This window comes from Nocardioides coralli, from assembly GCF_019880385.1.
GTDB lineage: Bacteria > Actinomycetota > Actinomycetes > Propionibacteriales > Nocardioidaceae > Nocardioides > Nocardioides coralli.
In genome coordinates this window covers 373,952-393,829 of the sequence record NZ_CP082273.1, presented here as the reverse complement: position 1 = coordinate 393,829, position 19,878 = coordinate 373,952, and the positions used below count along the sequence as shown (strand labels likewise).

Genomic DNA, 19,878 nt, shown 5'->3' with positions numbered 1-19,878 from the left:
TCGGCGGCGCCGGCCTCGACCACGGGTGCGTGGTGGCCGCTCTCGGCCGTCTGGAGGAGGGTCTGGATCACGGAGGGAACCTCAGTACTTCAGCAGGCTCGCGTCGTCGACGGAGGCCGAGCGACGGGTACGGAAGATGGTCATGATGATCGCCAGCCCCACCACGACCTCGGCAGCCGCGACGACCATCACGAAGAAGGCGGCGATCTGGCCGTCGAGGTTGCCGTGCTGCCGGGCGAAGGTCACCAGCGCGAGGTTGCAGGCGTTGAGCATCAGCTCGACGCACATGAACACCACGATCGCGTTGCGGCGCACGAGCACGCCGACGCACCCGATGGTGAAGAGGATCGCGGAGAGGACGATGTACTCGGTCATGCGGGATCACCTGGCCGCTCGTCGGCGCGGTCACGCGGCGGGGTCGAGGAGGCGCCGGTCGTGCCGCCGATGTCCTCCTCGGTCGTCGCCGCGGCCCCGCCCTTGCCGGTGACGTCCGGACGGCGGGTGGCGTCGCCCACCTGGCGCTCCATCTCCTCGATGTCCTCGGCCAGCGCCGGAGCCGACCGGACGGTGCCGCGGGCCGCGAGCACCCGCGAGACCGAGGCTTCCGCGGCGGTGCCGTCGGGCAGCAGGGCCGCGGTGTCGACCGCGTTGCTGCGCGCGAACACGCCCGGCGGGGGCAGCGGCCCCAGGTGGGTCCCGCGCTCGGCGTAGTCGCGGACGCGGCGCGCGGCGAGCACGGCCTGCGTGGGCTTGGGGCCGAGCCGCTCGCGGTGGGCGAGCACCATCGCGCCGAGCGCCGCGGTGATGAGCAGCGCGGCGGTGACCTCGAAGACGAACACCCAGCGGGAGAACAGCACGGCCGCCAGCGCCTGGACGTTGCCCTCGCTGTTGGCCTCCTCGAGGCCGACCACGGTCCCGAAGGCCACCTGCGAGACACCCACGACCAGCAGCGAGCCGAGGAGCAGCCCGGCGAGGGCGGCCAGCAGCCGCTGCCCACGGATCGTCTCGACGACCGAGTCGCTGGCGTCGACGCCCACGAGCATCAGCACGAAAAGGAAGAGCATGAGGATCGCGCCGGTGTAGACGATGATCTGCACGGCGAAGAGGAACGGAGCCTCGAGGGAGGCGTAGAGCACCGCGAGCGAGATCATCACCACGGCCAGCAGCAGCGCGGCGTGCACGGCCTTGCGGACGAACAGCAGCGCCAGCGCTGCCGCCACCATGATCGGAGCCAGGACCCAGAACATCACGAGGCCGTCTCCTTGTCGCCGAAGCTGCCGCGGTAGTAGTCACCCTCGTCGTCGCCGAGGCGCATCGGGTGGGGAGGCTGCTCCATGCCCGGGAGCAGCGGCGCGAGCAGGTCGGACTTCTCGTAGATCAGGTCGGTCCGGTTGTCGTCCGCGAGCTCGTACTCGTTGGTCATCGTCAGCGCCCGCGTCGGGCACGCCTCGATGCAGAGCCCACACAGGATGCAGCGCAGGTAGTTGATCTGGTAGACCGCGCCGTACCGCTCACCGGGGCTGAAGCGCTCCTCGTCGGTGTTGGACGCACCCTCCACGTAGATGGCGTCGGCGGGGCAGGCCCACGCGCAGAGCTCGCAGCCGATGCACTTCTCGAGGCCGTCGGGCCAGCGGTTGAGCTGGTGCCGGCCGTGGAACCGGGGTGCGGTCGGCATCTTCTCGAAGGGGTACTGCTCGGTGACGACCTTCTTGAACATCGTCCGGAACGTGACGCCGAAGCCGGCGACGGGGTCCCAGAAGTGCTCCTTGAGCGACTTGGACTCCGGGGTTGCCATCAGATCTCCTCCCCCTGCACCGGGGTGGTGTCGTGCGAGCGGAACGTGAGGGGCTCGGCCGCTCCGCGGCGCGCCCCCCCGGCTGGCATCGGCGGCACCGGGAACCCGCCGGCGAAGCTGTCCGTGGCGGCGTGGGCGAGGTCGTCGTCCTCGCGACCACCCTCCGGCAGCAGGAAGAGCGCGAGGGTCAGCACACCCACGACGACTGCCCCGATGACCAGGTAGCGCTGGTCGATGCCGCCCTCCAGCGTGGCCGCCCGGATGACGGCGACGAGGACGGTCCAGGCCAGGCCGACCGGGATCAGGACCTTCCAGCCGAAGTCCATGAACTGGTCGTAGCGCAGCCGCGGGAGCGACCCGCGCAGCCAGATGAACAGGAAGATGAAGCCCAGGACCTTGCCGAAGAACCACAGCAGCGGCCAGTAGCCCTCGTTGGCACCGGGCCAGATGTGGACGATGCCCCACGGTGCCTGCCAGCCGCCCAGGAACAGCGTGGTCGCCATGGCGGACACGGTGGCCATGCTGACGTACTCGGCGAGGAAGAACAGGGCGAACTTCAGGCTGGAGTACTCGGTGTGGAAGCCACCGACCAGCTCTCCCTCGGCCTCGGGGAGGTCGAAGGGGGCCCGGTTGACCTCGCCCACCATCGAGATCACGAAGATCACGAAGGACGGCAGCAGGATCAGGCCGTACCAGAGCGACTCCTGCGCGGAGACGATCTGGGACGTCGACAGCGAGCCGGCGTAGAGGAAGACCGCCACCAGGGCGAGGCCCATCGCGATCTCGTAGGAGATCATCTGGGCGCTCGACCGCAGGCCGCCGAGCAGCGAGTACGTCGACCCGCTGGACCAGCCGCCGAGGACGATGCCGTAGATGCCGATCGAGGCGACGGCCAGGACGAACAGCACGGCCACCGGCATGTCCGTCAGCTGCAGCGGGGTGGTGAGGTCGGAGAACGGGACGTCGACGACCGGCCCGAACGGGATCACCGAGAAGGTCACGAAGGCCGGGATGACGATCAGCACCGGTGCGAGCACGTAGACCACGCGATCGGCGGCCTTGGGGATGATGTCCTCCTTCAGCGCCAGCTTCACGCCGTCGGCAAGCGACTGCAGCAGCCCGAAGGGACCGTGAACGTTGGGGCCGATCCGGTGCTGCATCCGGGCCACGACCCGGCGCTCCCACCAGATGTTGAACAGCGTGAGCAGCACCAGGACCAGGAAGATCAGCACGGCCTTGACGATGATCAGCCACCAGGGGTCCTGGCCGAAGGCCGACAGGTCGTCGGCGGCCATCGGGACGGGCAGCGAGGTGCTCACTGGGGTCCTCCTGTCACGGTAACGGCAGCTCCGGGCGGGGCCAGCTCGGCGAGCACCCCGCGGCCGAAGGAGTTGGCCGGGACCCAGATGGTGTCAGGAGCCAGGTCGGCGACCTCGACGGGCAGGGTGACCGAGCCGCGCTCACCGGTGATGGTGACGGTGCTCCCGAGCTCCTCGGCCATCGCCAGCGGCACCCTGGCGACCGCGGCGCGCGCGGTCGCGCGCAGGTGCTGCTCGCCGTCCTGCAGGCTGCCGTTGTCGAGCATCTGCTTCCAGGTCGAGAGCCTGACGCCCTCGGCACCCTCGGCCGGCTCCACGTCGGTGAACGGCGCCCGGTCACCGTCCCAGGGGCCCAGCTGCTCCATCTCGGCCCGCACCTCCTGCACCGTGCGGAAGCCGAGCGGTCGGCCGAGCTCCTCGGCGATCCCGGCCAGCACCCTCAGGTCGGGCAGGGAGGCGGCTTCCCGGAAGATCTCGTCGAAGGGGCGTGGGCGGCCCTCCCAGTTGACGAAGGTGCCGGCACGGTCGGTGACCGGCGCGACCGGGAAGACCACGTCGGCAGCGCGCGTGACCTCCGTCTCGCGCAGGTCGAGGGCCACGACGAACCGGGCCGCCTCGACCGCGGCGCGAGTGGCAGCGGGGTCGGCGCAGTCGTCGGGGTCGACGCCCCCGATGACCAGCCCGCCGAGCTCGCCGGTGGTGAGGGCGGCCACCATCGCGTCGACGTCGCGGCCGACCGCCTCGGGCAGACCGTCGACGCCCCACGCCGTGGCGACGTCGATCCGGGCGGAGGCGTCGGCGACCGGCCGACCCCCGGGCAGCAGGTTGGGCAGGCACCCGGTCTCGACCGCACCGCGGTCGCCGGCGCGACGGGGCACCCACGCGAGCCGGGCACCGGTGCGGTTGGCGAGGTCGCGGGCGGCCGTCAGGGCTCCCGGGACGGTCGCGAGGCGTTCGCCGACCAGGATCACCGCGGTGCCGTCGATGCCGTGCTCGCCGTGCTCGACCAGCGAGGCCAGGACGGCGGGCTCGTCGCCGGGACGGGTCGCGAGAAGCTCCCCGTGCATCTTCTGCAGGCCGCGGGAGGCGTACGGCGCCACCGAGAGGACCCGCAGGCCGCGGCGGACGGCCTTGCGCAGCCGGAGGAAGATCGCGCCGGCCTCGTCCTCGGGCTCGAGCCCGGCGAGGACCACGCAGGACGCGGTCTCGAGGTCGGCGTAGGAGACCGGCGAGCGGAGCACCACCTCGGAGGCCAGGAAGTCGGCCTCCTCGGCGGACAGTGGCCGCGCGCGGAAGTCGACGTCGTTGGTCTGGAGGGCGACCCGCGCGAACTTGCTGTAGGCGTAGGCGTCCTCGGCCGTCACGCGGCCACCGGGCAGCACGGCCGTGCCGCCGGCCTCGCGCAGCCCGCGGGCGGCGACGGTGAAGGCCTCGACCCATGAGGCGGGCCGCAGCTCGCCACCCTCGCGCACCATCGGGTGGGTGATCCGGTCACCGACCTGGGTGTAGCGGAAGGCGAAGCGGTCCTTGTCGGTGATCCACTCCTCGTTGACCTCGGGGTCGTTGCCCGCGAGTCGGCGCATCACCTTGCCGCGACGGTGGTCGACGCGGATCGCCGAGCCGCACGCGTCGTGCTCGGCGACCGACGGGCTGGAGACCAGGTCGAAGGGACGGGACCGGAAGCGGTAGTCGGCCGAGGTCAGCGCACCCACCGGGCAGATCTGGATCGTGTTGCCCGAGAAGTAGGACTCGAACGGCTCCTTCTCGTAGATCCCGACCTGCTGCAGGGCGCCGCGCTCGACCAGGGCGATGAACGGGTCGCCGGCGATCTCCTCGGAGAACCGGGTGCACCGGGCGCACAGCACACAGCGCTCGCGGTCGAGCAGCACCTGCGCCGAGATGTTGATCGGCTTGGGGTAGGTGCGCTTCACGCCCTCGAAGCGGGACTCGCCGCGGCCGTTGGTCATGGCCTGGTTCTGCAGCGGGCACTCGCCGCCCTTGTCGCACACCGGGCAGTCGAGCGGGTGGTTGATCAGCAGGAACTCCATGATCCCCTGCTGCGCCTTGTCGGCGACCTCGCTGGTGGCCTGGGTGTTGACCACCATGCCCTCGGCGACCGGCAGCGTGCAGGACGCCTGCGGCTTGGGGAAGCCGCGTCCGTTGCCGGCATCCGGCACCTCGACCAGGCACTGGCGGCAGGCGCCGACGGGCTCGAGGAGCGGGTGGTCGCAGAACCGGGGGATCTGGACGCCCACCTGCTCGGCGGCGCGGATTACCAGCGTGTTCGGGGGGACGCTGACCTGGATCCCGTCGATGGTGACGGTGACGAGGTCGGTCCGGTCGGGGGCCGTGTCGGACCCCTTGTCGATGGTCGTCATGCGTGCGCTCCGGCGGTCGCGCTGTGCTGGTGGTCAAAGACGGTCGAGGCGGCCGGGTCGAACGGACAGCCGCCGTGGGTCAGGTGGGCGAGGTACTCGTCGCGGAAGTACTCGATCGAGCTGGAGATCGGCGAGGTCGCGCCGTCGCCCAGCGCGCAGAACGAACGCCCGAGGATGTTGTCGCACTGGTCCAGCAGCAGGTCGAGGTCGTCCTCGGAGCCCTGCCCCTGCTCGAGCCTGGCCAGGGTCTGCACGAGCCACCACGTGCCCTCGCGGCACGGGGTGCACTTGCCGCAGGACTCGTGCTTGTAGAACTCGGTCCAGCGCAGCACCGCACGCACCACGCACGTGGTCTCGTCGAAGATCTGCAGGGCGCGGGTGCCGAGCATGGAGCCCGCCTCGCCCACCGACTCGAAGTCGAGGGGTACGTCGAGGTGCTCGTCGGTCAGCAGCGGGGTGGAGGAGCCGCCGGGGGTCCAGAACTTCAGCTGGTGACCCTCCCGGACACCGCCGGCGAGGTCGATGAGCTCGCGCAGCGTGATGCCCAGCGGCGCTTCGTACTGTCCCGGTCGGGTGACGTGGCCCGACAGCGAGAAGATGCCGTACCCCTTGGACTTCTCGGTCCCCATCGAGGCGAACCAGTCGGCTCCGTGCTCGATGATGCTGGGCACCGACGCGATCGACTCGACGTTGTTGATGACCGTGGGGCTGGCGTAGAGGCCGGCGACGGCCGGGAACGGCGGGCGCAGCCGGGGTTGCCCGCGGCGCCCCTCGAGACCCTCGAGGAGGGCGGTCTCCTCCCCGCAGATGTAGGCGCCGGCGCCGGCGTGGACGACCACGTCGAGGTCGTAGCCCGAGCCGTGGATGTTCGTGCCCAGGTGGCCGGCGCGGTAGGCCTCCTCGACGGCCGCGCGCACGCGCCGGATCACGTGGAGCACCTCGCCGCGGATGTAGATGAACGCGGTGTTGGCCCGGATCGCGTAGGAGGAGATGGCGACGCCCTCGACGAGGACGTGGGGGTTGCCCATCATCAGCGGGATGTCCTTGCAGGTGCCCGGCTCCGACTCGTCGGCGTTGACGACGAGGTACTTGGGCTTGGGGTTGTCCTGCGGGATGAAGCCCCACTTCATGCCGGTCGGGAAGCCGGCGCCACCACGGCCACGCAGGCCGGACTCCTTGACCTCCTCGATGACGGCCGCGGGGTCCATGCCCAGGGCCTTCTTCAGGCCCCGGTAGCCGCCGTGGCGCTCGTAGACGGGGAGCGTCCAGCTGCGGTCCTCACCCCAGGGTGCGGTGAGGACGGGGGTCAGGGTGTCCACCATCAGGCCTTCCCCTCTTCCTGCTTGGTCTCGGACTCGGCGCGGGCGGTGTCGGCCTCCTCGGCGGCGCCCTCCTTGCTCGCAGCCACCTGACCGGTGTCACCCGAGGCACGCGGGGAGGGTGCGCTCCACCCGTTCTCCCGCGCGACCTCCAGCCCCACCAGGCTGGCCGGCCCGGCACCCGGGCCCTCGTCGGCCAGCCCGTCGTCGAAGCCCGCCAGCACGCGTTCGGCCTCGCGCCAGGTGCAGACCCGTGGGCCACGGGTCGAGGAGACCTCCTTGCCGGCGCGCAGGTCGTCGACCAGCTGGACCGCCGACTCGGGGGTCATGTTGTCCATGAACTCCCAGTTGACCATCATCACCGGGGCGTAGTCGCAGGCGGCGTTGCACTCGACGTGCTCGAGGCTGACCGTCCGCACGTCGCCCTCACGCGACGGGGCGGTCTCGTCGTTGCCGACCCCCAGGTGGTCCTGCAGCCGCTCGAGGATGGCATCGCCACCCATCACCGCGCAGAGCGTGTTGGTGCAGACACCCACGTGGAAGTCGCCGACAGGACGCCGCTTGTACATCGTGTAGAAGGTGGCGACGCCGCTGACGTCGGCCGCGGAGATGCCGAGGATGTCGGCGCACGCCTCGATGCCCTCGGGGGTGACGCGCCCCTGCGCCGCCTGCACGAGGTGCAGCATCGGCAGCAGGCCCGACCGCTTCTCGGGGTAGCGGGCCGCGATCTCCTCGAGCTCGGCCCAGGTCTTCTCGTCGATCGCCTGGCTCATCGGTCAACGCCTCCCATGACGGGGTCGAGCGAGGCGATCGCGACGATCACGTCGGCCACCATGCCGCCCTCCGACATCACGCTGGTCGCCTGCAGGTTCGTGAAGGACGGGTCGCGGAAGTGCGCACGGAAGGGCCGGGTTCCTCCGTCGGAGACGACGTGTGCGCCGAGCTCGCCGCGCGGCGACTCGACCGGCACGTAGGCCTGGCCCGCCGGCACCCGGAAGCCCTCGGTCACCAGCTTGAAGTGGTGGATCAGGGCCTCCATCGACTCACCCATGATGTGACGGATGTGGTCGAGGCTGTTGCCCATCCCGTCGCTGCCGATCGCCAGCTGGCTGGGCCAGGCGATCTTCTTGTCACCGATCATGACCGGCGCCCCCTCGAGGCCGGCGAGCCGGTCGGCGCACTGCTCGACGATCCTGAGCGACTCGTGCATCTCGGCGAGCCTGATCCGGAACCGGCCGTAGGCGTCGGGCACGTCCCAGGTCTGGACGTCGAAGTCGTAGTCCTCGTAACCGCAGTAGGGCTCGGACTTGCGCAGGTCCCAGGGGTAGCCCGTGCTGCGCAGCACGGGGCCGCTGACGCCGAGGGCCAGGCAGCCCGCGAGGTCCAGCACGCCGACGCCGTCGAGGCGGGCCTTGAAGATCGGGTTGGCGTTGCAGAGCGCGGCGTACTCCGGCAGACGCTTCTTCATCAGCTTCACGAAGTCGCGGATCTCGTCGAGCGCCCCCGACGGGAGGTCCTGGGCCACGCCCCCGGGTCGGATGAAGGCGTGGTTCATCCGCAGGCCGGTGATCAGCTCGAAGAGGTCGAGCACGAGCTCGCGCTCGCGGAACCCGATCGTCATCACCGTCAGCGCACCGATCTCCATGCCGCCCGTGGCGATCGCCACGAGGTGGGAGGAGATCCGGTTGAGCTCCGAGAGCAGGACCCGCATCACCTGGGCCTTCTCGGGGATGTCGTCCTCGATGTCGAGGAGCCGCTCGACGCCGAGGCAGTAGGTGAGCTCGTTGAAGAACGGCGACAGGTAGTCCATCCGGGTGCAGAAGGTGGTTCCCTGCACCCAGGTGCGGAACTCCATGTTCTTCTCGATCCCGGTGTGGAGGTAGCCGATGCCGCACCGGGCCTCGGTGACCGTCTCACCCTCCAGCTCCAGGATCAGCCGCAGCACGCCGTGGGTCGAGGGGTGCTGCGGGCCCATGTTGACGACGACGCGCTCGTCGGCGTCGCCCGCGTCCGCGAGGCCCTGGGAGATGGCGTCCCAGTCCTGGCCGGTGACGGTGAAGACCCGACCCTCGCTGGTGTCGGCGCCCGTGGCGTAGAAGTCGGTGTCGCTCATGAGTAGCTCCTGCGCTGGTCCGGCGGCGGGACCGAGCCGCCCTTGTACTCGACCGGGATCCCGCCGAGCGGGTAGTCCTTGCGCTGCGGGAAACCCGGCCAGTCGTCGGGCATCAGGATCCGCGTGAGTGCCGGATGGCCGTCGAAGACGATGCCGAACATGTCGTAGGTCTCGCGCTCGTGCCAGTCGTTGGTGGGGTAGACCGGCACCAGGCTCGGGACGTGCGGGTCGCTGTCGGGGACCGAGACCTCGAGCCGGATCCGGCGGTTGTGGGTCATCGACAGCAGGTGGTAGACGGCGTGCAGCTCGCGGCCGGTGTCGTCGGGGTAGTGGACACCGCTCACGCCGGCACAGAACTCGAAGCGGAGCCGCTCGTCGTCGCGGAGCAGCTGGGCCACGGCCAGCAGGTGGTCGCGGCTGACGTGGAAGGTGATCTCGCCACGGTGGACGACGACCTGCTCGACGGCGGTGTCGAGCTGTCCGTCGGCCAGCCTGTGCTCGAGCGCGTCGGCGACCTCGTCGAACCAGCCGCCGTACGGTCGCTGGGTCGCCCCCGGGTAGACGACCGGCTGGACCAGGCCGCCGTAGCCGCTGGTGTCGCCCGTGCCCTGGGCGCCGAACATGCCGTGGCGGACGCCGGCGGTGCGGACCTCGCCGGCCTCCGCCGGCACGTTGCCGGGCTGGTTCTGCTCCTCCGTCATCGCAGCAGGCCCTTCATCTCCGAGGTCGGGAGCGCGTTGAGGGCGGCGGTCTCCCGCTCCTCGATCTGGGCCAGCCGGTTGCTGCCCAGCTTGCCGGCCTGCACCTGGTCGTGGAGCTTCAGGATCGCGTCGATGAGCATCTCCGGCCGCGGCGGGCAGCCCGGGAGGTACATGTCGACGGGGACGACGTGGTCGACGCCCTGCACGATCGCGTAGTTGTTGAACATGCCGCCGCTGCTGGCGCAGACGCCCATGGCGAGCACCCACTTGGGCTCGGCCATCTGGTCGTAGATCTGGCGGAGCACCGGCGCCATCTTCTGGCTGACCCGCCCTGCCACGATCATCAGGTCGGCCTGGCGGGGGCTGGCCCGGAAGACCTCCATGCCGAACCGGGCGAGGTCGTACTTGGGGCCGCCGGAGGTCATCATCTCGATGGCGCAGCACGCGAGCCCGAACGTGGCGGGCCAGAAGCTGGCCTTGCGCATGTACCCGGCCACGCCCTCGACGGTGGTGAGGAGCACTCCGCTCGGGAGCTTTTCTTCGATGCCCATGTGATCAGTCCCAGTCGAGGCCGCCACGACGCCACTCGTAGGCGTAGGCGATGGTGATGTTGAAGAGGAACAGGACGACCGCGATCACGCCGAACCACGAGAGCTGGTCGAAGTAGACCGCCCACGGGATCAGGAACATGATCTCGACGTCGAAGATGATGAACGTCATCGCCACGGTGTAGTACTTCACCGGGAACCGCCCGCCCCCGACCGGCTGCGGGGTGGGCTCGATGCCGCACTCGTAGGAGTCCAGCCGGGCCCGGTTGTAGCGCTTGGGCCCGACGAGCGCGCTCATGACCACGGAGAAGACCGCGAACCCCGCCGCGAGGAGGGCCAGCGCCAGGACCGGCGTGTAGAGCTCCATCCGCGTGCTTCCTTCCCTCGTCGACGCCCCCGGTTGTGACCTTGTGAAGACGTTCACAAATCGTGGTGCGTCGCACAGTCTAGGACTCCCACCCCACGTTCGCACCCCGGGGTGCTCGGCGGCGAAACGGCCCCTGACCTGCTGATTTAGGCAACGGGAGGCTTGCGTTAATGGCCGGGCCGGGTGGCCCGGTGGAGCGCGACGACGCCCCCCGTCAGGTTGCGCCACTCCACCCCGTCGCCACCGCTCCAGCCGGCCGCGTCGATCATCGCCGCCAGCCCCGCCTGGTCGGGCCAGGCCCGGATCGACTCGGCCAGGTAGACGTAGGCGTCGGCGCTGGAGGACACCGCGCGGGAGATGGCCGGCAGGGCCCGCATCAGGTACTCGAGATAGACCTGCCGGAAGGCGCGGTTGGTCGGGTGGCTGAACTCGCACACCACGAGCCGGCCGCCGGGCCGGGTCACCCGGAGCATCTCGCGCAGGCCGGCGGCGGGGTCGACGATGTTGCGCAGCCCGAAGGAGATCGTGACGGCGTCGAAGGTCGCGTCCGCGAACGGCAGCCGGGTCGCGTCCCCGGCGGTGAAGGGCAGCGCCGGTCGGGCCTGCTTGCCGACGGCGAGCATGCCGATGGAGAAGTCGCACGGCACCACCGTCGCGCCCCGGTCCGCGAAGGGCTGGCTGGAGGTGCCGGTGCCGGCCGCCAGGTCCAGCACCACGTCCCCCGGCCGCGGGTCGACCGCCTCGATCACCTGCGTCCGCCAGCGTCGGTCCTGTCCCAGCGACAGCACGTCGTTGGTCAGGTCGTAGCGCCGGGCCACGGCGTCGAACATTCGCTGCACGTCAGCGGGCTGCTTGTCGAGGTCTGCGCGGGCCACGGGGGAAGGGTACGGGCCTCCTCCCGACCGGTTCCGACCCGGACGGCAACCAAATGCCGAGATCCCGCGTCCTCCCCCATGACACTGGTAGACCTGCGACGTTTCGGAGGACCCATGAAGCTGTTGAGGACGCTGGCCGTCTCGGTGCTGGCCGTCGCCCTGGTCTGCGCGGCGGCGTACGGCGCGGGCCAGCTGAGCCGCGGCACCTCCGTCGCCTCCGACGACCGCACCGCCGCCGACGGCGGCACCCCCGACACGCAGGAGCCGACCGCCGAGCCGCGGCAGCCCACCGTGTCCCCGGCCACGCTGCGGCCCGGGCCGGTGCTCGAACCCGGCGACCGGGGTCCGCAGGTGCGCGAGCTGCAGTCGCGGCTCTTCCAGCTGGCGTGGTTCCCCGAGCTGACGAGCGGCAGCTACGACGCGACGACCCGCGAGGCCGTCAGCGGCTTCCAGGCCAAGCGCGGACTGCGCGCCTCGGGCATCGTGGACCGCCGCACGTGGGGCCGACTGGTCGCCATGACCGAGCAGCCGACGCACGACCAGCTCTTCAACATCCTCCGCCCGGGTCCGGCCATCCTGGCCACGGGCTCACAGGGGTCCGCGGTGCGCGACCTCCAGGCCCGGCTGAAGGCGATCCAGTGGTACTTCGGCGACGTCACCGGTTCCTACGACGCGGCGACCGTCGAGGCGGTCCGCGGCTTCCAGGCCAAGCGCGAGATCCCGGTGACCGGCGACGTCGACCAGCGCACCCTGGACAGGCTGCACGGGATGACCGCCGTCCCGACCCACGAGCAGCTGCACAACATCGAGCCGCAGCCGGGCGCCCTCGACCCGCGCTGTCGCACCGGCCGCGTGCTGTGCGTGGACAAGTCGACCAACTCCCTGCGGTGGGTGGTGGACGGCGACGTGGTCGCCACCTTCGACGTCCGGTTCGGCTCCGACGAGCTGCCGACCCGGGAGGGCCGGTTCAGCGTCTTCGCGAAGTCACGCGACCACGTCTCCAGCCTGTACGACACGGCGATGCCGTTCGCCATGTTCTTCTCCGGCGGCCAGGCGGTGCACTACTCCCCCGACTTCGCGGCGGTCGGTTACAGCGGAGCGTCCCACGGCTGTGTCAACGTGCGCGACTACGCCGGCATCGCCTGGCTCTACGACCAAGTGCAGATCGGCGACGCCGTCGTCGTCTACTGGAGCTGACGCCTCGGCGGGTGTCAGAGGTCGCGGCGGAGGTCCGCCATCCGGCGGATCTCGGCGAGCTGTCCGGTCGCGATGTCCGCCGCGAGCTCGAGGGACAGCGTCTCGGACCCCGCGTCGAGCGCGTCATGGGCCATGTCGACGGCCCCCTGGTGGTGCTGGGTCATCCCGGCGAGGAAGAGCCGGTCGAAGGCGGGTCCGCGGGCGGCGGCCAGCTCGGCCATCTGCTCGTCGGTGAGCATCCCGGCCATCTCCCCGTCGTGGCCGCCGTGCGATCCGTGGTCGCCCGGGACCTCCGCGCCCTGCAGGGCCAGCCACGACGACATGGCGATGATCTCGGGGCCCTGGGCCCCCTGGATGCGGCGAGCCAGGGACGCCACGCGCGGGTCGGCGGCCCGGGTCCGAGCGAGCTCGCACATCTCCAGCGCCTGCTGGTGGTGGGGGATCATCTGTTGCACGAACGCCACGTCGGCGGCGTTCGCGGGGGCGGACTCCACGCGGGTGTCCGGCGGCACGGTGCGGTTGGGCTCGCCGGGACGGCCCGGCTGGAGCACGGTGCCGTCGGTGCCATCGGCTTGCGAGGCGCTCTCCGTCGACGGTGCCTCGCGGTCGGTCCCGGAGCAGCCGGTGAGCAGCACGGCACCGAGGCCGGCGGCGACCACGGCCCGGACGATGAGGGTGTCCACGTGACTCCTCCCGAGATGTCTGCCCTGGGGGCTGGTGTGACGCGACGCACTGTACCTAGGATGCGGGCACCCCCTCACGGAAGGTCCTCCCATGTCTCGGGTCCCCCGCTTGGCAGCCGTTGCTGCCGCCACCGCCCTGGCCGTCGCCGGGCTCACCCTCACCAGCACTCCCTCGGTCGCCGACGACCGCCACCGCGATGCCGACGAGCAGCCGGTCATCACCGAGGAGGCTCGGCCCGACTGCGGGGCCGACCAGCGTGACCTCGCTCGCGCCGGCGACCGCTTCTCCCAGGGCTGCCTCTCCGAGAGCGAGCTGGAGGCCCTCGGCGGCAACGAGGCCTCGCTCGCCCCCGGCGAGCAGGCCTCCCTCGAGATGGAGCTGCTGGCCAACATCCCCAAGAACGGCGCGTTCTCGGACTACGGCTCCTTCAGCTCCGACCTCGCGTTCCAGGACGACTACGCCTTCGCCGGCAACTACAACGGCTTCACGGTCTACGACATCAGCAAGCCTAAGAAGCCCACGCAGGTGGCCCAGGTGCTGTGCCCGGGTTCCCAGAACGACGTGTCCGTCCACGAGGACCTGCTGGTGCTCTCGACCGACTCCAGTCGCAGCAACGACAGCTGTGACAACACCAGCCAGTCGGCGACGATGAAGGAGTCGTGGGAGGGCATCAAGGTCTTCGACATCAGCGACCCGGAGGAGCCGGCCTACGTCGCCGCGGTCGAGACCAAGTGCGGCTCGCACACCCACACGCTCGCCCCGAGCAAGGACGGCGACGACCTGTTCGTCTACGTCTCGTCGTACTCCCCCCGGGACACCTTCCCCGACTGCCAGCCGCCGCACGACCTGATCAGCGTGGTGCAGGTCCCGGTCGACGAGCCGGCAGCCGCCCGCCTGGCCGCCGAGCCGGTCCTGTTCCCCGAGGGCGGCAACCCGTCCGGCAACGGGTCGCGCGAGACGAGCGGCTGCCACGACATCACCGCCTACCCGGAGAAGGACATCGCCGCCGGCGCCTGCATGGGCGACGGGGTCCTGATCGACATCTCCGACCGGCTCAACCCCGTGGTCACCGAGACCGTGCGCGACACCGAGAACTTCGCGTTCTGGCACTCCGCGACGTTCAACGACCGGGGCACCAAGGTCGTCTACACCGACGAGCTCGGCGGTGGCGGTGCCCCGACCTGCAACGAGAAGACCGGTGACACCCGCGGCGCCAACGGCATCTACGACATCCGCGGCGGCCAGCTCGAGTTCGCCAGCTACTACAAGATCCCCCGGACGCAGTCGGACACGGAGAACTGCGTGGCCCACAACGGCTCACTCATCCCGGTCAAGGGTCGTGACGTGATGGTGCAGGCCTGGTACCAGGGCGGCATCTCGGTCTTCGACTTCACCGACTCGGCCAACCCGCGTGAGCTGGCGTGGTTCGACCGCGGCCCGCTGTCCGACACCCAGCTGATGGTCGGCGGCTCCTGGTCGGCCTACTACTACAACGGCTACGTCTACTCCAACGACATCCAGCAGGGCTTCGACGTCCTGCGGATCACCGAGAAGAGCCTGCGCAAGGCCCAGGGCCACGAGTACGACGACGAGTTCAACCCGCAGAGCCAGCCCAGCTTCAACGGCTGACCCAGCACCCGTCGCGGGCCACCGGCGCACTCGTGCGCGGGTGGCCCGCGTTGCTGTCCCCGGCGGCCACGTAGGCTTCGGCAGCGTGACGACCAGCGTGACGCTCGACGAGCAGGCCGGGCCCCTCGTCGTCCGTACGGTCGCCCTCGACCTGGCCGCGACTCCGCTGCTGGACCTGCTCCCCGACCGAGACCCCGTCACGTGGCTGCGCCGCGGCGAGGGCCTGGTCGGGTGGGGCACGGCGGCGCAGATCCGCACCCGCGGGCCCGGCCGCTTCGCCGACGCCGACGCGTGGTGGGGCGAGGTCACCGGCCGGGCCGTGGTCCGTGACGAGGTCACCGAGCCCGGCACCGGGCTGCTGTGCTTCGGGAGCTTCGGCTTCGCCGACGACACGGGTGACTCCGTGCTGACCGTGCCGGAGGTCGTGGTCGGCCGTCGCGGCGACCGGGCCTGGGTGACCACCGTCTCCCGCGGCTCGCTGGACCACCCCGCCCGGGTCGTGGCCGCCGAACCACCCGCAGCGCCCCTGGACATCGTCTTCGCGGACGGTGCGCTCAACGGCGAGCAGTGGATGAGCGCGGTCGCGGACGCCGTCCGGCTCATCGGCACCGGCGAGCTGGAGAAGGTCGTGCTGGCGCGCGACCTCGTCGCCACGGCGACCGAGCCGGTCGACGTGCGCTGGCCCGTGACGAGGCTCGCGGGCGACTACCCGATGTGCTGGACCTTCCACGTCGACGGACTCTTCGGAGCCACACCGGAGATGCTGGTGCGCCGTGAGCGCGGCCTGGTCACCTCCCGCGTGCTGGCCGGCACCATCCGGCGTACTGGCGACGACGGACGCGACCTGGCCCTCGCCGCGGCACTGGCGCGGTCGTCGAAGGACCTCGAGGAGCACGAGTACGCCGTCCGCTCGGTCGCCGACGCGCTCGACCCCCACTGCTCGTCGATGAACGTGCCCGAGGCTCCCTTCGTGCTGCACCTGCCCAACGTCATGCACCTGGCCACCGACGTGGCGGGGGTGGTGCACGACGCTGCGACCGTCTCCTCCTTGCGGCTCGCGGAGGCGCTGCACCCCTCGGCGGCGGTCGGGGGGACACCGACGGCGGAGGCGATGGCGGTGATCGCCCGCCTGGAGCAGATGGACCGGGGCCGCTACGCCGGGCCGGTCGGCTGGATGGATGCCGAGGGCGACGGCGAGTGGGGCATCGCCCTGCGATCCGCCGAGGTCGACGGGGACACCGTTCGCCTCTTCGCCGGCTGCGGCATCGTGGGAGACTCCGACCCGCAGGCAGAGCTGGCGGAGGCGCAGGCCAAGTTCGTGCCGGTCCGCGACGCCCTCGCCGCCGACTGACCTAGAGGTCCGCGCCCTCGCGCAGCCGGACGTAGGACTGTTCCGGAGGCAGCAGCCGTTCGAAGTGGCCGTCGACGATCCCCAGGCCCTCCGGCGAGTAGACCCGGTCGTGGATCGCGAGGTTGCGCGGCGCACCGACGGCGCGGGCGAAGTCGACCGCCTCGGCCGCCTTGAGCCACGGCGCCGACACCGGCACGCACAGCACGTCCACCGACCGGTCCGGGACCGTGAGCGCATCCCCCGGGTGGAACACCGTCGAGCCGCCCGCCGACACGAGGTAGCCGGAGTTGTGGAACCGCGGCAGCTCCGGGTGGATCACGGCGTGCAGCTCGCCGACCACCCGGACCGCGAGCCCCGCCGCCACGTCGTCCCCGGGCCCCACGACCGTCACGCGCTCGGCGAGGTCGGGCGCCTCCTCGGCGATCCGGAGCGCCACCGCGTCGATGGTGAAGATCGGCGCCTCCGCGGCCCGCAGATGAGCGACGTCCAGGTGGTCGGGGTGCTCGTGGGTGACCAGGAGCGCGGTCGCTCCCTCGACGGCCTCGCCCTCGGTCCAGCCGCCGGGGTCGATCACGAGGGCCGCCCCCTCGTGCTCCACCCGCACGCACGCGTGGCCGAACTTGGTGATGCGCATGCCTCCACCCTGCCGCACACCGTTGGTCACGGCCAGATAACACCTCGGCCGCGCCTCCGGCGTAGACCTTGTCCCGCAGGAGTCGCGTGGGGCTAGAGTGCACCGACGCCGGCGAGACGGGGGTCACAATCTCCGCCGTCGGCCTGGCTCGTCGCAGGGGCGAGCCGCAACGATCGACTGCGAGGTTGCACTGATGAGATCCATCAAGAGGGCGGCTCCGGTCGCCATGGTGGCCGCTCTGGCGCTCGGCATCACGTCCTGCGCCGAGTCCGAGCGGAGCGACGACGGCGGCGGCTCGGGCGAGGGTGGTGGCACCTTCATCTTCGGCGCCGCCGGCGCCCCCGAGATGTTCGACCCGTTCTACGCCACCGACGGCGAGACCTTCCGCGTGACGCGGCAGATGTTCGAGGGCCTGCTCGGCATCGAGCCCGGCAGCGCCGAGGTCGTGCCCGAGCTGGCGACCGAGTGGACCTCCAACGAGGAGGGCACGGAGTGGACGTTCACCCTGCGTGACGACGTCAAGTTCCACGACGGCACCGACTTCAACGCCGAGGCCGTGTGCGCCAACTTCGAGCGGATGTTCGACCAGAACGAGGCCGGCCGCACCGCCGGCGAGTACTGGGGCTACGTCATGGGCTCCTTCGCCAACGACGCCGAGAACTCCCTCTACCAGGGCTGTGAGGCCACCGACGAGTTCGAGGCGACGGTGACCATCAACAGCGCGACGTCGGGCTTCCCGACGATGCTGACCCTCGAGTCGCTCTCGATGCAGTCGCCCACCGCGCTGGAGGAGGGTGACGCCAACGGCATCGAGGCCCAGGGCGAGGGCTTCGCGTTCCCGGACTACGCCCAGAACCCCGTCGGCACCGGGCCGTTCCAGTTCGTGGAGTACGACGAGGCCAACGCCGAGGTCACCCTCGAGCGCTTCGACGACTACTGGGGCGAGGCCGCCAAGGTCGAGGAGATCGTGTTCCGCGTCATCCCCGACGAGAGCACCCGCCGTCAGGAGCTCGAGGCCGGCAGCATCATGGGCTACGACCTGCCGAACCCGGTCGACTGGGCAGCCCTCGAGGAGAGCGGCAACTCGGTCGAGGTCCGGCCGGCGTTCAACATCCTCTACCTCGGCCTGAACCCCGAGGCCAACCCGGCGCTGAAGGACCTCAAGGTCCGGCAGGCGATCTACCACGCCATCGACCGTGAGCAGCTGATCCAGACCCAGCTGCCCGAGGGTGCCGAGGTCGCCACGCAGTTCATGCCGTCGACGGTGAGCGGCTACAACACCGGCCTGGAGCCGTACGCCTACGACCCCGACCAGGCCAAGCAGCTGCTGCAGGAGGCCGGCGCGCAGAACCTGACGCTGAACTTCGCCTTCCCGACCGAGGTCACCCGGCCCTACATGCCGGACCCGCAGAAGATCTACGAGGCGATCCGCACCAACCTCGAGGCGGTCGGCATCAAGATCAAGGTGTCCAGCGCGGCGTGGACCGGTGGCTACCTCGACAACGTCTCGGCCGAGCCCGGCAAGTACGACGCGTACCTGCTCGGGTGGACCGGTGACTACGACTCGGCGTTCAACTTCATCGGCACCTTCTTCGGCAACCTGAAGGACAACGACTTCGGGACCGACACGATGCCGTGGGGCAAGCAGCTCGCCGACGACCTCAAGGCGGCCGACGCCATCGTCGACGAGGCCGAGCGCACCGCGGCGTTCGAGGAGATCAACCGGGCCATCATGGAGGACTACCTCCCGGGCCTGCCGATCAGCCACTCCCCGCCGGCCCTCGTGGTCGGTCCGGAGGTGGAGGGTCTGATCCCCAGCCCGCTGACGGCTGAGGAGTTCGACACCGTGAGTGTCGGCGGCGAATGATCGCCCACCGCCGATACCACTAGATCGCTCGAGGGGGGTCACCACCCGGTGGCCCCCCTCGACACTGTTTGCGGGAGGATCCGTCCATGGTCCGGTTCATCGTCCGCCGGCTGATCCAGATGGTCGGCGTGATCTTCGTGCTGTCGCTGCTGCTGTTCCTGTGGCTGCGCTCGCTCCCCGGGGGCCCCGTCTCGGCGATGCTCGGCGAGCGGCAGACCGAGGCACGCCGCGAGGCCCTCGAGGCCGCCCTGGGCCTCGACCAGCCGCTGCCCGTCCAGTACCTGCGGTTCCTGCAGCGGGCCGCGCAGGGTGACTTCGGCGTCTCCACCAAGGTGCTGCCCGGTCAGGACGCCCTCGACATCTTCCTGGCCCGGCTCCCCGCCACGATCGAGCTGTCCTTCTTCGCCCTGCTCATCGCGGTCTCGCTGGGCATCCCCCTCGGCTACTTCGCCGCCAAGCGACGCGGCTCGGCCCTCGACACCGGCTCGATCATCTTCTCGATGGTGGGCATCGCGGTGCCGGTCTTCTTCACCGCGTTCCTGCTCAAGTACTTCTTCGCCGTCCAGTGGCAGCTGCTGCCGGTCTCCGGCCGCTCCAGCACCGGCATCGACGCGACCCAGGTGACAGGGTTCTTCGTCCTCGACGGCATCCTCACCCGCGAGTGGGACGCCGCCTGGGACGCCTTCCTCCACCTGATCCTCCCGGCGGTGGCGCTCTCCACGATCCCGTTCGCCGTGATCTTCCGGATCACGAGGGCCTCGGTGCTCGAGGTCCTCGAGGAGGACTACGTCCGCACCGCCGAGGCCAAGGGGCTCACCACGCGGGTCATCCGCGCCCGCCACGTGCTGCGCAACGCGATGCTGCCGGTGGTGACCATCACCGGCCTCCAGGTGGGCGCCCTGCTGGCCGGAGCGGTGCTCACCGAGACCGTGTTCTCGTTCCGCGGGGTGGGTGACGCGCTCGCGACGGCGTTCCGAGATCGCGACTACCCCGTCCTCCAGGTGATCATCATGGGCGCCGCGGTCATCTACGTCCTGGTGAACCTGCTCGTGGACATCTCCTACGCCATCATCGACCCGCGCGTCCGGACGAGGTGACCCG

General features: G+C 70.7%; 19 protein-coding genes. 5 read left to right on the top strand and 14 right to left on the bottom strand.

From position 1 onward, the window contains the following. Nucleotides 1–81: 81 nt before the first annotated feature. The 12 genes from nuoK to K6T13_RS01900 all read right to left on the bottom strand — a co-directional run bounded on the left by nuoK (nt 82) and on the right by K6T13_RS01900 (nt 11,415). Nucleotides 82–375, bottom strand: coding sequence for an NADH-quinone oxidoreductase subunit NuoK (gene nuoK / locus K6T13_RS01955; protein WP_222896510.1), 294 nt, complete (start codon nt 373–375; stop codon nt 82–84). Continuing rightward, complete coding sequence (locus K6T13_RS01950; RefSeq protein ID WP_222898107.1) at nt 372–1,247, bottom strand: NADH-quinone oxidoreductase subunit J; 876 nt, start codon at nt 1,245–1,247, stop codon at nt 372–374. The genes nuoK and K6T13_RS01950 overlap by 4 nt, the downstream gene beginning before the upstream one ends. Next, a complete protein-coding gene (gene nuoI / locus K6T13_RS01945) occupies nt 1,247–1,795 on the bottom strand; it encodes an NADH-quinone oxidoreductase subunit NuoI (RefSeq protein WP_222896509.1) in 549 nt (182 codons plus the stop codon). Before nuoI ends, K6T13_RS01950 begins: the two co-directional genes overlap by 1 nt. Beyond that, entirely contained in the window at nt 1,795–3,090 is a 1,296-nt protein-coding gene (nuoH, locus tag K6T13_RS01940) for an NADH-quinone oxidoreductase subunit NuoH (RefSeq protein ID WP_222898106.1), read from the bottom strand. Before nuoH ends, nuoI begins: the two co-directional genes overlap by 1 nt. Before the next feature lie 20 nt (nt 3,091–3,110). Next, nucleotides 3,111–5,492: an NADH-quinone oxidoreductase subunit G gene (locus tag K6T13_RS01935; RefSeq protein WP_222896508.1), complete on the bottom strand. Its 2,382-nt coding sequence runs from the start codon at nt 5,490–5,492 to the stop codon at nt 3,111–3,113. Next, nucleotides 5,489–6,814 (bottom strand): NADH-quinone oxidoreductase subunit NuoF, encoded by a 1,326-nt coding sequence (gene nuoF / locus K6T13_RS01930; protein ID WP_222896507.1) that lies wholly within the window; start codon nt 6,812–6,814, stop codon nt 5,489–5,491. The genes K6T13_RS01935 and nuoF overlap by 4 nt, the downstream gene beginning before the upstream one ends. Then, nucleotides 6,814–7,584, bottom strand: coding sequence for an NADH-quinone oxidoreductase subunit NuoE (nuoE, locus tag K6T13_RS01925; RefSeq protein WP_222896506.1), 771 nt, complete (start codon nt 7,582–7,584; stop codon nt 6,814–6,816). The genes nuoF and nuoE overlap by 1 nt, the downstream gene beginning before the upstream one ends. After that, complete coding sequence (locus K6T13_RS01920; RefSeq protein WP_222896505.1) at nt 7,581–8,924, bottom strand: NADH-quinone oxidoreductase subunit D; 1,344 nt, start codon at nt 8,922–8,924, stop codon at nt 7,581–7,583. Before K6T13_RS01920 ends, nuoE begins: the two co-directional genes overlap by 4 nt. After that, nucleotides 8,921–9,625, bottom strand: coding sequence for an NADH-quinone oxidoreductase subunit C (locus tag K6T13_RS01915; protein WP_222896504.1), 705 nt, complete (start codon nt 9,623–9,625; stop codon nt 8,921–8,923). The genes K6T13_RS01920 and K6T13_RS01915 overlap by 4 nt, the downstream gene beginning before the upstream one ends. Continuing rightward, nucleotides 9,622–10,176 carry a NuoB/complex I 20 kDa subunit family protein gene (locus tag K6T13_RS01910; RefSeq protein ID WP_222896503.1) on the bottom strand — a complete coding sequence of 185 codons (555 nt, stop codon included), beginning with the start codon at nt 10,174–10,176 and terminating at the stop codon, nt 9,622–9,624. Before K6T13_RS01910 ends, K6T13_RS01915 begins: the two co-directional genes overlap by 4 nt. A gap of 4 nt (nt 10,177–10,180) precedes the next feature. After that, on the bottom strand, nt 10,181–10,540 hold the full coding sequence (locus tag K6T13_RS01905; RefSeq protein WP_222896502.1) for an NADH-quinone oxidoreductase subunit A: 360 nt from the start codon (nt 10,538–10,540) through the stop codon (nt 10,181–10,183). A gap of 167 nt (nt 10,541–10,707) precedes the next feature. After that, nucleotides 10,708–11,415, bottom strand: coding sequence for a demethylmenaquinone methyltransferase (locus tag K6T13_RS01900; protein ID WP_222896501.1), 708 nt, complete (start codon nt 11,413–11,415; stop codon nt 10,708–10,710). 114 nt (nt 11,416–11,529) lie between these two features. Between K6T13_RS01900 and K6T13_RS01895 the strand changes: the two genes are divergently transcribed. Then, the gene (locus tag K6T13_RS01895) at nt 11,530–12,612 is read left to right on the top strand and encodes a L,D-transpeptidase family protein (RefSeq protein WP_222896500.1); all 1,083 of its coding nucleotides are present in this window, start codon (nt 11,530–11,532) and stop codon (nt 12,610–12,612) included. 14 nt (nt 12,613–12,626) lie between these two features. Here the strand turns inward: K6T13_RS01895 and K6T13_RS01890 are convergent, their stop codons facing one another. Then, entirely contained in the window at nt 12,627–13,295 is a 669-nt protein-coding gene (locus tag K6T13_RS01890; protein WP_222896499.1) for a DUF305 domain-containing protein, read from the bottom strand. Nucleotides 13,296–13,386: 91 nt separating this feature from the next. On the opposite strand from K6T13_RS01890, the gene K6T13_RS01885 reads away from it, so the two are divergent. Continuing rightward, nucleotides 13,387–14,925, top strand: a complete 1,539-nt coding sequence (locus K6T13_RS01885) for an LVIVD repeat-containing protein (protein WP_222896498.1) — start codon at nt 13,387–13,389, stop codon at nt 14,923–14,925. 85 nt (nt 14,926–15,010) lie between these two features. After that, nucleotides 15,011–16,276, top strand: coding sequence for an isochorismate synthase (locus K6T13_RS01880; RefSeq protein WP_249423893.1), 1,266 nt, complete (start codon nt 15,011–15,013; stop codon nt 16,274–16,276). Between the two features lies 1 nt (nt 16,277). Here the strand turns inward: K6T13_RS01880 and K6T13_RS01875 are convergent, their stop codons facing one another. After that, on the bottom strand, nt 16,278–16,910 hold the full coding sequence (locus K6T13_RS01875) for an MBL fold metallo-hydrolase (protein ID WP_222896497.1): 633 nt from the start codon (nt 16,908–16,910) through the stop codon (nt 16,278–16,280). A gap of 193 nt (nt 16,911–17,103) precedes the next feature. Between K6T13_RS01875 and K6T13_RS01870 the strand changes: the two genes are divergently transcribed. Both K6T13_RS01870 and K6T13_RS01865 read left to right on the top strand, forming a co-directional pair. Next, nucleotides 17,104–18,777 carry an ABC transporter substrate-binding protein gene (locus tag K6T13_RS01870; protein WP_222896496.1) on the top strand — a complete coding sequence of 558 codons (1,674 nt, stop codon included), beginning with the start codon at nt 17,104–17,106 and terminating at the stop codon, nt 18,775–18,777. An 86-nt stretch (nt 18,778–18,863) separates the two neighbouring features. Beyond that, a complete protein-coding gene (locus tag K6T13_RS01865) occupies nt 18,864–19,874 on the top strand; it encodes an ABC transporter permease (protein ID WP_222896495.1) in 1,011 nt (336 codons plus the stop codon). The last annotated feature ends 4 nt before the right edge of the window (nt 19,875–19,878 follow it).

What these genes read in the sequence shown, in the direction of transcription:
- K6T13_RS01920 (WP_222896505.1), bottom strand. Translation starts at nt 8,924, where the DNA reads ATGAGCGACACCGACTTCTACGCCACGGGCGCCGACACCAGCGAGGGT.
- nuoI (WP_222896509.1), bottom strand. Translation starts at nt 1,795, where the DNA reads ATGGCAACCCCGGAGTCCAAGTCGCTCAAGGAGCACTTCTGGGACCCC.
- K6T13_RS01905 (WP_222896502.1), bottom strand. Translation starts at nt 10,540, where the DNA reads ATGGAGCTCTACACGCCGGTCCTGGCGCTGGCCCTCCTCGCGGCGGGG.
- nuoK (WP_222896510.1), bottom strand. Translation starts at nt 375, where the DNA reads ATGACCGAGTACATCGTCCTCTCCGCGATCCTCTTCACCATCGGGTGC.
- K6T13_RS01935 (WP_222896508.1), bottom strand. Translation starts at nt 5,492, where the DNA reads ATGACGACCATCGACAAGGGGTCCGACACGGCCCCCGACCGGACCGAC.
- K6T13_RS01875 (WP_222896497.1), bottom strand. Translation starts at nt 16,910, where the DNA reads ATGCGCATCACCAAGTTCGGCCACGCGTGCGTGCGGGTGGAGCACGAG.
- K6T13_RS01870 (WP_222896496.1), top strand. Translation starts at nt 17,104, where the DNA reads ATGAGATCCATCAAGAGGGCGGCTCCGGTCGCCATGGTGGCCGCTCTG.
- nuoE (WP_222896506.1), bottom strand. Translation starts at nt 7,584, where the DNA reads ATGAGCCAGGCGATCGACGAGAAGACCTGGGCCGAGCTCGAGGAGATC.
- nuoH (WP_222898106.1), bottom strand. Translation starts at nt 3,090, where the DNA reads ATGGCCGCCGACGACCTGTCGGCCTTCGGCCAGGACCCCTGGTGGCTG.
- K6T13_RS01865 (WP_222896495.1), top strand. Translation starts at nt 18,864, where the DNA reads ATGGTCCGGTTCATCGTCCGCCGGCTGATCCAGATGGTCGGCGTGATC.
- K6T13_RS01885 (WP_222896498.1), top strand. Translation starts at nt 13,387, where the DNA reads ATGTCTCGGGTCCCCCGCTTGGCAGCCGTTGCTGCCGCCACCGCCCTG.
- K6T13_RS01950 (WP_222898107.1), bottom strand. Translation starts at nt 1,247, where the DNA reads ATGTTCTGGGTCCTGGCTCCGATCATGGTGGCGGCAGCGCTGGCGCTG.
- nuoF (WP_222896507.1), bottom strand. Translation starts at nt 6,814, where the DNA reads ATGGTGGACACCCTGACCCCCGTCCTCACCGCACCCTGGGGTGAGGAC.
- K6T13_RS01910 (WP_222896503.1), bottom strand. Translation starts at nt 10,176, where the DNA reads ATGGGCATCGAAGAAAAGCTCCCGAGCGGAGTGCTCCTCACCACCGTC.
- K6T13_RS01895 (WP_222896500.1), top strand. Translation starts at nt 11,530, where the DNA reads ATGAAGCTGTTGAGGACGCTGGCCGTCTCGGTGCTGGCCGTCGCCCTG.
- K6T13_RS01915 (WP_222896504.1), bottom strand. Translation starts at nt 9,625, where the DNA reads ATGACGGAGGAGCAGAACCAGCCCGGCAACGTGCCGGCGGAGGCCGGC.